Annotated in this window: 9 protein-coding genes and 1 tRNA gene; 7 read left to right on the forward strand and 3 right to left on the reverse strand. The window is 57.3% G+C overall.

Going from position 1 to position 11,695, the window contains the following annotated elements; translation table 11 throughout:
* Nucleotides 1-18 precede the first annotated feature (18 nt).
* A complete protein-coding gene (locus NHF56_RS12645; RefSeq protein WP_252805067.1) occupies nt 19-822 on the reverse strand; it encodes a sugar transferase in 804 nt (267 codons plus the stop codon).
* Nucleotides 823-1,164: 342 nt separating this feature from the next.
* Between NHF56_RS12645 and rpoN the strand changes: the two genes are divergently transcribed.
* The 5 genes from rpoN (at nt 1,165) to NHF56_RS12670 (ending at nt 5,934) form a co-directional block, all read left to right on the forward strand.
* Nucleotides 1,165-2,703 carry an RNA polymerase factor sigma-54 gene (gene rpoN / locus NHF56_RS12650; RefSeq protein WP_252805068.1) on the forward strand — a complete coding sequence of 513 codons (1,539 nt, stop codon included), beginning with the start codon at nt 1,165-1,167 and terminating at the stop codon, nt 2,701-2,703.
* A gap of 240 nt (nt 2,704-2,943) precedes the next feature.
* Nucleotides 2,944-3,516 carry a ribosome hibernation-promoting factor, HPF/YfiA family gene (gene hpf / locus NHF56_RS12655; protein ID WP_252805069.1) on the forward strand — a complete coding sequence of 191 codons (573 nt, stop codon included), beginning with the start codon at nt 2,944-2,946 and terminating at the stop codon, nt 3,514-3,516.
* Nucleotides 3,517-3,583: 67 nt separating this feature from the next.
* Complete coding sequence (gene ptsN / locus NHF56_RS12660) at nt 3,584-4,048, forward strand: PTS IIA-like nitrogen regulatory protein PtsN (RefSeq protein WP_252805070.1); 465 nt, start codon at nt 3,584-3,586, stop codon at nt 4,046-4,048.
* 36 nt (nt 4,049-4,084) lie between these two features.
* A complete protein-coding gene (locus NHF56_RS12665) occupies nt 4,085-5,071 on the forward strand; it encodes a P1 family peptidase (RefSeq protein WP_252805071.1) in 987 nt (328 codons plus the stop codon).
* A 119-nt stretch (nt 5,072-5,190) separates the two neighbouring features.
* A complete protein-coding gene (locus NHF56_RS12670; RefSeq protein ID WP_252805072.1) occupies nt 5,191-5,934 on the forward strand; it encodes a thioredoxin family protein in 744 nt (247 codons plus the stop codon).
* 12 nt (nt 5,935-5,946) lie between these two features.
* Here the strand turns inward: NHF56_RS12670 and NHF56_RS12675 are convergent.
* Together NHF56_RS12675 and NHF56_RS12680 are read right to left on the reverse strand one after the other, a co-directional pair.
* Nucleotides 5,947-6,023 (reverse strand) — tRNA-His (locus NHF56_RS12675).
* Nucleotides 6,024-6,159: 136 nt separating this feature from the next.
* Nucleotides 6,160-6,606 (reverse strand): phasin, encoded by a 447-nt coding sequence (locus NHF56_RS12680; RefSeq protein WP_252805073.1) that lies wholly within the window; start codon nt 6,604-6,606, stop codon nt 6,160-6,162.
* A gap of 247 nt (nt 6,607-6,853) precedes the next feature.
* On the opposite strand from NHF56_RS12680, the gene NHF56_RS12685 reads away from it, so the two are divergent.
* Nucleotides 6,854-9,940 (forward strand): PAS domain S-box protein, encoded by a 3,087-nt coding sequence (locus NHF56_RS12685; protein WP_252805076.1) that lies wholly within the window; start codon nt 6,854-6,856, stop codon nt 9,938-9,940.
* A gap of 83 nt (nt 9,941-10,023) precedes the next feature.
* Nucleotides 10,024-11,694 (forward strand): iron ABC transporter permease, encoded by a 1,671-nt coding sequence (locus tag NHF56_RS12690; protein ID WP_252805078.1) that lies wholly within the window; start codon nt 10,024-10,026, stop codon nt 11,692-11,694.
* Nucleotide 11,695 lies beyond the last annotated feature (1 nt).

Below are 11,695 nucleotides of genomic sequence, written 5' to 3' on the forward strand. Positions count from 1 at the left end.
CTCAGGCCACGTCCGGCATCAGAAGCCGAACGTCCCTTTGCTTCCCATTACGGTCTTCAGGATGATCTTCAGGTCGAGCAACACTGAGTAGTTCTCAATATAGTGCAAATCTGCTGCAACGCGCGCCCGCGCCTTGGATGCACGAACCGTCGGCCCGCGCAAACCGCGCACCTGTGCAAGGCCAGTCAAACCGGGCTTGACCAGATGGCGAAGGTGATATTCGGGAACCAATTGCTCGTAAAGAACACCGGCAGCCTTCATGCCAACAGCATGGCAACGCGGTCCGACCATGGACATGTCGCCGCGAAGGATGTTCAACAGTTGCGGCAGCTCATCAATATTATATGTGCGCAAGATGGCGCCAACCCGCGTGATACGCGAATCGTTTTCCCGCGTCTGTTCCACGCCGGTGATGTCGCACTGCGCCCAGTACATCGTCCGGAACTTATAGACCTTGATCTTCGTGAGGTTCTTGCCCCAACGCTCCTGCTTGAAGAACACCGGACCGGGGCTCGTCATCTTCACGGCTAAAGCCGTGCAGATGAGCAGAGGGGAAAGTATGAGCAAAGCGGTGAGTGCGCCGACGATGTCCATCAGGCGCTTCACCCCGAACTGAAACTGCTTGCTGTCGAGACTGCTTAAAATTTTCGCAATAGAAACTTTGCTGGTCGGGCCAAACTCGATCCAGACATCAGCTTTTCTCGTCGCGGCTTTCTTACGGTCACCGGTCGTTACATCGACAGGTGTTCCAGAGCGAGACGGGTCAATTTCGATAAATGACATACCGGTTACCACGCACAAGTATAGGAAAGCCTTCAGCAATTCACCGAAAGCAGCTAATATTTTTCAATGCCGCAATTAATTTTCTTATTCTTTCTTTACCAATTGTTTACCATGCGATCAAGGGTAGGCGTGCTGCGTCGCAGCAAAGTTTTTGTTTCAATTTGTAATTTTGGTTAATTGCCACAGCGCTGTTGCAAAAACGGTACAATCGATGCGCGCAAGACCCGCTTAAACCCCTCCGCTGCAGCGAGCGCCGGCTTTCGAAAGAGGCGGCCAAATGTCGTGAGGACTTGACCAGGTCGATTAAAAAAGCAATTTTTGGGCCAATTGGATTATGCCCCATCGGGCATGCATGAGCTAAGGCGGAGTTTTGCGTTCATAATGGCTATTTCACCGAGCCTTCTGCTACGCCAGTCCCAATCATTGGTCATGACGCCGCAATTGATGCAGTCTATTCAATTGCTGCAGATGAATCATCTCGAGCTGGTTCAGTTCATCGACCAGGAGGTCGAGAAAAATCCTCTGCTGGAAATTGCCGCCAGCGAAGAAATGTCAGCCGCCCCCGAAACGAACGATACAGATACAGCGCATGCAAACGGTGATCTGGAGGGCGATGGCGACTGGTTGGAGCCGGGTTCCGCCAATACAGCCGAGCAACTGAGCGACAAACTCGATACCAATTTCGCAACCGAGTACGATGGCGACAGTAGCGATCCGAAGCCGGATGCGCCCGAGCTGCTCGGACAATGGAAATCCATGCCCGGCAGCCAGGGTGACAGCGGCGCGGCGTTCGACATGGACGACCTGCCTGCCGCGCGGATGTCGCTTCGCGAATTCGTGCACGAACAGATCCCGCTTGCCTTTTTTGAAGACACAGACCGTGTGACCGCACAATATATGGCCGATTTGCTCGACGACAGTGGTTACCTCTGCGAACCGATCAGCGAGACAGCCGCACGGCTTGGCGTGGATAATACCTACATAGAGAGCATCCTGACGCGCCTGCAGACGCTGGAGCCCGCCGGCATTTTTGCGCGCGGCCTTGCGGAATGCCTTGCCATTCAATTGCGCCAGCGAAACCGGCTTGATCCGGCCATGAGTGCTCTTGTCGACAATCTGCAGCTGCTCGCCAAAAGGGACTTCGCCACGCTGAAGAAGGTTTGCGGCGTTGCCGAAGACGACCTCATCGACATGCTGGCGGAAATCCGTTCGCTGGACCCGAAGCCGGGCAGCGCCTTTCAATCCTCGCAGACCGAAACCGTCGTTCCTGATGTTATCGTCCGCCCGGGCCCAAAGGGCGGCTGGCAGGTGGAGCTGAACCCGGACACGCTGCCGCGTGTTCTCGTCAATCAGGAGTATTTCTCGGAAATCTCACGAAAGTCGGGACAAAACAGCGCCGACATGTCTTTTCTCTCGGAGTGCATGCAGAATGCGAATTGGCTGGTGCGGAGCCTTGACCAGCGCGCGCGCACGATTTTGAAAGTCGCCACCGAGATCGTGATCCAACAGGATGCCTTCATGGAGCATGGCGTGGAGCATTTGCGTCCCCTGAACCTGAAGACGGTGGCCGATGCAATCAAAATGCACGAATCCACCGTCAGCCGGGTGACCTCCAACAAATTCATGCTCACGCCGCGCGGGCTTTTCGAGCTTAAATATTTCTTCACAGTCTCCATTGCCGCCTCCGATGGCGGAGACAGCCATTCAGCGGAAGCCGTCAGGAACCGCATCAAGGCGATGATTGAGGACGAAAGCCCCGATGCCGTTCTTTCAGACGATGATATCATGGATCATCTGAAGGGTAAGGGAATCAACATTGCCCGCCGGACCGTGGCAAAATATCGCGAGGCGATGAACATCCCCTCCTCTGTCCAGCGGCGGCGGGAAAAGCGTGCGATGGCAAAAGTTTCGAGCAACTGAGCCGAGTCGCCAGATACCACGGAAAAGGCCCGTTTGCGGGCAGCCGGTTGACAAACCACCCCGCCCAGAGTAGAAGCCGCCGCGTCCTCAAAGAGGGTAGCGCGGGGGCGCTTCAGTGCGGCACAACTTTTGAATTTTCCTGCTGCGAAATGACCGACTTTAACTGGCTATACCCTTGGCCATGGAGCAAGGTTGGACTAAACTCATCATCGCAAATCACGAATAAAAAGGAATAATTCAATGGGTGTGCGTGTATCCGGAAAACATATGGAAGTCGGCGATTCATTCCGTGCGAAGATCGAGGACCATATTGAAGAGGCTGTCGCGAAATATTTCGATGGCGGCTATTCGGGGCAGGTGACGGTCGAGAAAGCCGGCGGGCGCTTCAGCGCAGATTGCCGTGTTCACCTCGACACAGGCGTCGTCTTGCATGCAACGGGACAGGCCGCGGAACCGCAGGCCGCCTATGACGCGGCCGGTGAGCGGATTGAGAAGCGGCTGCGCCGCTACAAGCGCCGACTGCGCGATCACCATGCCAATTCCAACGGCGTGCATGTCGAGGTTGGGTATTCCGTTTTCGATTCCGTGCCGGAAGAGACAGAAGAACTGCCCGAAGACTACGCACCGACCGTGGTTGCCGAAAGCACGAAACAGTTGAAAACCATATCTGTGGCGGATGCGGTGCTTGCACTGGACATGACCGATGAGCCAGTCATCGTTTTCCGCAACGCCGGCAGCGGCGCGTTGAACATCGTTTACCGCCGTCAGGACGGCAATATCGGCTGGGTCGACGCGGAAAACGTGAAAAGCTAACAAATTAGGGTGCCGCCCGGCGGCACCCCTTCCCCCGGCGGAGTGCCGGAATGCAAGGATAGAGTGAATGGCACTAGCAGATTTGCTGAAGCAGGACGCAATTATCCCCAATCTCAGGGCAAATTCCAAGAAACAGCTTTTGCAGGAACTGGCGGAAAAAGCCGCAGCCGTAACCGGTTTGCCCGAGCGCGAGATTTTTGACGTCATCCTCCAGCGCGAGCGCCTGGGCTCAACTGGCGTGGGTAACGGCATTGCCATTCCGCATGGCAAGCTGAACGCCATCAAGACTATTGCCGGCGTTTTTGCGCGCCTTGAAACGCCGGTCGACTTCGAAGCCCTGGACGATCAGCCGGTCGATCTGGTTTTTCTGCTTCTCGCACCTGAAGGTGCTGGCGCTGATCATCTCAAAGCGCTTTCGCGTATTGCAAGAGTCTTGCGCGATCCGGAAATGGTTGCGAAAATCCGCGCGTCGGACAATGCTACTTCAATTTATGCCTGCCTCAATCAGGAAGGCGCGACCAACGCGGCCTGATGTGAGCGCATCTCTTTTTTTCAGAAAGACACAGATATGCTGAACCTGCTGACCGATATAGAAGGTATTTCCGTCGGTCATGCAACGGATCTCGAACTCGGCTCCGGGGTGACGGCCATTGTGTTCGACGAGCCGACAGTTGCCTCGGGCTCGGTTCTGGGCGGCGCGCCGGGCGGACGTGAAACCGCACTTCTCGATCCGTCGATGATGGTTGAGCAGGTGGATGCCATAGTTCTTTCGGGCGGCTCGGCTTTTGGTCTTGATGCCGCAGGCGGTGTGCAATCCGGGTTGCGTTCTGTCGGGCGCGGTTTCAAGGTCGGGGATACAGCCGTGCCGATCGTGCCACAGGCCATTCTCATGGATCTGCTGAATGGCGGCAACAAGAACTGGTCGCTTCACGCGCCCTATCGCGATATGGGCTATCAGGCTTGGCAGGCCGCAGCCAAAGGCGCTTTCGCCCTTGGGACGGTGGGTGCTGGAACCGGCGCGACAACGGCGACTGTCAAGGGTGGCCTGGGTTCGGCAAGCGCCAAAACCTCGGGCGGCTACACCATCGCCTGCATCGTGGCTGTCAATGCTATGGGCTCGCCGACCATCGGCACAGGGCCGCATTTCTGGTCGGCACCGTTTGAGCAGAATAGCGAGTTTGGCGGGCTCGGCCAGCCTGAACGCCCCACCTCAGCTGACATTGCCATGCGCATCAAGGGTATCGACATCACCGCGACGACGATTGGGATGGTCGCAACCGATGCGGTTCTCACCAAAGCGCAGGCGCATCGTCTCTCAGTCATGGCGCATGACGGGCTCGCGCGTGCCGTTCTTCCAGCACACCTGCCGGCAGATGGGGACACGTTCTTTGCCGCAGCCACCGGGCGTAAACCGCTGGGTGACCTGGCGGATTTCATGGAGCTCTGCCACCTGACAACCATCGTGACAGCACGGGCCATTGCGCGCGGGGTATTCGAAGCCACCGCCTTGCCGAACAAGGATGCCCAGCCCGCCTGGCGCGACAAATTCATCTGACAAATAGCTTTCGGTGGGGCTATTGGGCGTATCAACATAGCCTCACCCGTTTGTGACTTCCTGTTGAAGCTGACAATATGTAGTTTCTCTCGCAAAGACGAATTTCCGAGAGGATCAGAATGAAATCCGCTCTTCTGGCGATGGTGGCGGCACTGGTTGCTGCTGGACTTCCAAGTGGTGCAATGGCAGGCGACGTGCGCCCGAAGGCCGTTGTCGAGCTCTTCACCTCGCAAGGCTGCTACTCCTGCCCCCCGGCTGACGCAGCGCTTGAAAAGCTGGCCCAGGAGGATGACGTGCTGGCGCTGGCCTTTCATGTCGACTATTGGAACTATCTCGGATGGGCCGATACGTTAAGCTCGCACGAAAACACCGAGCGCCAATATGGCTATGCCGCAACCTTGCGCCGCAGCAATGTCTACACGCCCCAGGCGGTCGTTAACGGTCGCATCGAGACGGTTGGCAGCAGGCTCTCGGAGATCAAGACGCAAACATCCGCGCTTGCTGCGAATGGCGAGGGCCTGTCGGTGCCCGTGACGGCAGACATGAAAGACGGCAAGATCAGTATCGCCGTTGGCCCTGGAAACGGAAATGCCGATATTGTCGTGGCTTATTTCAAACGAAGGCAAGATGTGCGCATCGAACGTGGCGAAAACGCCGGCAAGACGATTTCCTACTGGAACAGCGTGGTCAAGCTATCAACCGTTGGGATGTGGGACGGACAGGCAACGACGGTAAAATTGCCCATGTCGGTTCTGGAAGGCAAGGATTATGACGGCTGCGCCATTCTTCTGCAGACCTACAACGAACGCGGCGAACCAGGAGCGATCCTGGGAGCGACATCCATTGTCTATGAAGATAGCTGAAAACTTGTGGGATGGTACGGTTGGCTGGAGTTGAACCAGCGACCTCAGGAGCCACAATCCTGCGCTCTAACCAACTGAGCTACAACCGCATAATCCATACTGCGTGGCGCGTGGGCTGACATACGGGGGATGAAGGAAATTTGCAACCCCCTTCTTCGGCCTCACGCAAAGAAAAAGGGCCGGATTGACATCCAGCCCTTTCGCTATTCAATCGGGATGCCTCAATCAGGCAGCCTTGAAGGACTTCATCGCCTTTTCAGCAGCTTCCTTGGAAGGCTGGGAAACTTCGTCGGCCACTTTCTTGGCAGCTTCCTGCATGGACTTGGCCTGCTCGACGTTCATTTCAGCCTGCTTGCGCAGGAAAGAGGTCTGCAGTTCAAAAAGTTCGGAAACCGACTTGACGCCCAGCAGCGCTTCCATGTGGGAAAGCGAGCTTTCGGTGTTGGCGCGGATGGTGTCGATGGCCTTGAGGCCGAGTTCAACCGTGCCGGCCTGCGCTTTTTCAAGCGTTGCTTCCATGGTCTTGGTTGCATCTTCAGATGCTTCCTTGGCCTTTGCAAAGGCATCCTTGGTCTGTGCCACGCCCTTTTCAGCGAAATCGCGGAAGCTCTCGGAGAACTTCGAAGGGTCAAAAGCGGCAAATGCGAATACGTCGTCTGTGTTAGTAGCCATTATTAGCGCTCCTTGGGTTGGGGCCCTCTCCAGAGGCGCCCTTAATTCGCTATATTCAATATATAGCATCGGTTTTTGTGCAATGCAACATTTTCACTAAAATACTTGTGCGACGCACACAAATTAACCTTTTCGGGCAAAAGCCTTGGAGCAATAATTGGTTTGTGTGGACCCTGCGGCACTGCAAAGTTATTAAGAAAATGTTAAAGGAAGATGACCCCGCAAAAGGGGCTGCCGAGGAAGCGTTTTGGCCGAGAACCTGGTGCAATATCCGTTTATCGACATTGCTGTGCACGAGCGCGTGCGCAATCATTTTGCGCGCGGTGAGGCATTGGTTCTGTTTTCAGCCGATGTCGATAGTGTTCTGTGGGCCAATGGTGCCGGCGCGCGGCTTTTCGGCCATATGCAGATTTATGACTTTCTCGAAAGCGGCCCGGACGAGACGGACCTGACCTTCCGCCAGATGGCGACGACGGCAAAACAGCTTGCGCGGGTTGGCGATCAGAAATCGTTTCTGATGCGTGTTTCTTCCGGCTTCCAGCGGGCCACCGTGCAGGCATCCGTTGAGGTCATTGCCACCGGCAAGAATCAGACAGGCGTGCTTTTCTCAGCGCCGGTTTATGCCAACACCGCGCGGATCGATGAAATTGCCGGCGACATGATCTTCGGCATCGGAGATGAACAGACCCACGTTGCTGTTCTCGGCGAGGGCGGACGCATCCTTGCCTCTTCATCAAATTTCTACAGCCTCGATCTGCCCGAACATGTGGTGAGCATGCTTTACGATGCGGTGCGTGGAAAGCCGGGTCACCTGGTCAAGCGTCCCATTCTGTCCTCCGGCAAATATATCCCGGCGGCCATCGGGGCGATTTCCAACAATCCGCCGCTTTATCTTCTCTTCTGCCTGGAGCCGCAGGAAGACACCGTTGCTGAAGATCAAGGGGCATCCGAAAAGGAAAACATGGCAACCGAAATGCCGGAGATGCGTGAACCGTCTGCCGAAACCGAAGAGCCTCCCCACATGCGCGTTGAGCCTGAAGAAGGCGGTGCCAATGAGCGCCCGTCTGCGCCTGTCAGCGACTTCATCTTCGATCCGAAGGGGCGTACCGTGCGGTTCGTCTGGAAGATCGGGCCCGATGGGAGGTTTCAGGAGGTCTCTTCCGAATTTGCAAAGGTGCTCGGCCCGCGTGCCACCGATATTATCGGCAAGTCGTTCACGGACATTACAAAGTGGTTCGGTATCGATCCCGATGGTCGCATTGCAGAATTGTTGAAGCGCCGCGACACGTGGTCGGGGAAGACCGTTTTCTGGCCGGCCGAGAATACATCACTCAAAGTGCCGGTCGATCTCGCCGCCCTGCCCGCCTATTCGCGCGAGCGCGCGTTCGACGGGTTCAGAGGCTTTGGCGTGGTTCGTGTGGCTGGCGCTGTGGAAGATGAAAACGCCATTGGCCTCAATCTCTCGCTCGCAGATAAGACGCCTGCAGAGGCGGCAGAGACAAGCGCGACGTCGGTGCCGGAAGCCACCGAGGAAAGCTGGAACCCGCCTCACTTCGAGCCTCCGGCCTTGAAGATAGAGGATACTCCGCGCCGCCGGGAAAGCGACAAAGTCATCGATCTGGAAGCGCGCCGAAACCGGGCTGAAGAGGCGTTGAGCGCTTCTGAAAAAGCCGCTTTTGAGGAAATTGCGCGCCAGCTTGGCGGCAAGACACCAACGATACCGGACGAACCGGCAAAGCGCATGGTTGACGAAACTGGCGCGCCGGCACCGGAAAAGCCACGAGAGACATCTGCGCCGCGAGAAGGAACGCGCAACCCGTTCTTTTCCCCGACCGGACGCAGCGGGCTTGGCTTGACTGCGGACGTTGTGGCCAACCTTCCCGTTGCCATGCTGGCGCATTCCGGCGACAAGCTGATTTACGCCAATCCGGAATTCTTCAAGCTCACGGGGTATGAGAACCTCAGCGCTCTGGAGGCCAATGGCGGCATTGATGCGCTGCTGGAGCGGGATGAAAACGCCAACCCGGACTCGTCCTCCATGCTCATGGTCACGGCGGATGGACGTATGGAGCCGGTCAACTGCAAGCTTCAGTCCATTCGCTGGGAAGGTTCGTCGGCGCTTCTCCTTTCTCTGGCACCCCTGCCGGTCAAAGCGCCGGAGCCTGAGCCCGTGGTGGACGAAGAACCAAAGGAGACTGCCGAACTGCGCTCGCTTCGTGCCGAGGTGCAGGAACTGCGTTCCATTCTCGAGACTGCGACCGATGGCGTGGTGACGCTTTCCGAGAGCGGTGAAATCCGCTCGATGAACAAGTCTGCCTTGGCCCTCTTCAATTACAGCGAGGCGGAAACGGTGGGCAAACCGTTTGCCATGCTGTTTGCGCATGAGAGCCAGAAATCGGTGGCCGATTATCTGTCTGGCCTTGCTGGCCACGGCGTCGCGAGCCTGCTCAATGACGGGCGCGAGGTGATCGGGCGCGAAGCCTCAGGCGGAACGGTGCCGCTGTTCATGACCATGGGTAAACTGTCGACAGCCAACGGCTATTGCGCGGTGATCCGCGACATTACCCAGTGGAAGCGCACGGAAGACGAACTGCGCAATGCCAAGCACTCCGCCGAAACCGCCAGCGCACACAAGACCGATTTTCTGGCAAGCGTGAGCCACGAAATCCGCACCCCACTCAATGCGATCATCGGCTTTGCGGAAATGATGGCGAACGAAGGTTTCGGCCCGATTGGCCATCCGCGCTACATCGAATATGCCAACGATATCGGTCGCTCCGGCCGCCACGTTCTCGATATCGTCAACGATCTTCTGGATATTTCCAAGATCGAAGCCGGTCAGATGGATCTGGAATTCGGCGCAGTCAGCCTGAACGAGACGATTGCAGAGGCTGTCTCGCTGGTGCAACCGCAGGCCAATGCGCAACGCGTGATCATCCGCACATCGCTGTCGCAGTCTGTGCCGGAGGTGGTGGCCGACACCCGGTCGATCAAGCAGATTGCGATCAATATTCTGGCCAATGCAATCAAGTTCACCTCGTCGGGCGGGCAGATTGTGGTCTCAACAGTCTATCAGCCGAATGGCTCTGTGCTGCTTCGTATTCGCGACACGGGATCGGGCATGACGCGCGAGGAACTGGAACAGGCCATGAAGCCATTCCGCCAGGTGTCTGGTCGCTCCGCCCGCAAGCGTGGTGACGGAACGGGGCTCGGCCTGCCGCTGACCAAGGCGATGACAGAGGCAAACCGCGCCTCCTTCTCCATCAGTTCCACACCCAACGAAGGAACGCTGGTGGAGATTGCCTTTCCATCGCAACGCGTGCTGGCAAATTGATGCCCGCACGCTTGCCTGTCGCTGCCGGATAAAATAGCAGTACCGGACACGAGACGGATTTGCGAAAGCGGAAACCGAGAGAATTGTCCGAACTGAGCCAGAATTTTGCCAACAAACCGGTCGCACGGCGGGGCATTCCCCTGTTGAATGCCACAGCCATTCTGGTGTCGGCGATTCTTGCCCTGCCGATTGCCGCCATCATCTGGATCGCGTTTTCCGGGGATAACAATGCATGGCCGCATATCGTCGAAAATGTCATTCCCCGCGCGTCCTTCCGCACGCTTATTCTGCTTCTGTCTACGTCGCTTTTGACCCTGGTGACCGGTGTCGTCGCCGCCTGGCTTTCGGCAGCCTGCGATTTTCCGTTCCGGCGTGTGTTGACTGTCGCGCTGGTTCTGCCGCTTGCGATGCCCACTTATCTGGCAGCCTACGCGTTCGGCGAGTTCTTCGATTATACCGGACCGCTTCAAAGTGCCGTGCGCGCCCTCTTCAGTTTCAAGACAAGCCGGGATTACTGGTTTCCCGATATCCGCTCCACAGGCGGTGCGGTCTTCGTCCTTGGCTCGGTGCTTTATCCCTATATCTATCTGACGGCGCGCTCGATGTTTCTGATGCAGGGACGTGCTGCAGCCGATGTGGCCCGAACACTGGGCGCAGGGCCGCTTCGCACGTTCTTGCGGGTGCAATTGCCCATGGCGCGGCCCGCCATCATCGTCGGGCTTATGCTGGTGATGATGGAAACGCTGAACGACATCGGCGCTGTGGAATATCTCGGCGTCAAAACGCTGACCTTCTCGATTTATGAAACCTGGCTCAACCGTGGTGATCTGGCCGGTGCAGCACAAATCGCCACCGTGTTGCTGGCTATTGTCGTTATCATTATCTCCGCAGAGCGCCACGCGCGTCGCCAGCAGCGCTTTGTCGGCAGCAGGCAAACATCGGCACAGGTGGAAGTCGCGCGCATTCGGCTCAAGGGCGTTCCGATGGTGGCTGCCGTTGCGCTCATGAGCCTGCCGATGATTGCCGGTTTCCTCATCCCCGCTGGCGTGATGGCAAGTTATGCCATCAAGCGGCTCGACCAGTTCTTGTCGGCGCGCCTCCTCGACGCATTGATCACCAGCGTCTTGATTGCGTTTGTGACCGCGGTTTTGACCGCCATTGCGGCCTTCACGCTTGTTTATGCGCGCCGCGTGCGGGAAACGCCCGCCAACAAACTGGCAGGCAGGCTTGCCACATTCGGCTACGGCGTGCCGGGCACGGTGCTGGCCATCGGCGTTCTCATTCCGCTCGCCCGGTTCGACAATTTTCTCTCGGCAACGCTGAAGGACCTTGTCGGCATTTCGCCGGGTCTCATTCTCTCCGGCACGGGATTTGCGATTGTCTATGCCTGCGCGGCGCGTTTTCTCACCATGGCGGAAGGCAGCATTGATTCCGGCTTCCAAAAGCTGTCGCCGAACCTCGACATGGCAGCGCGCACGCTTGGCCGCACACAGGGTCAGGCCCTGCGCCAGGTACTGATACCCATGATGCGGCCTGCAGCGCTGACGGCAGGGCTTCTTGTCTTTATCGAGACGATGAAGGAACTCTCCGCAACCATTCTCCTGCGGCCCTTCAACTTCAACACGCTGGCAACGCTCGTTTATGAAGATGCATCGCGCTCACGGGTCGCGGACGCCTCGGTGGCGTCCATCATCATCATTCTTGTGGGGCTGGTGCCGGTGATCGCGGTGTCGCGATCACTCGACAAGGGCTGAC

This window comes from Rhizobium sp. L1K21, assembly GCF_024055895.1.
Lineage (GTDB): Bacteria > Pseudomonadota > Alphaproteobacteria > Rhizobiales > Rhizobiaceae > Ensifer_A.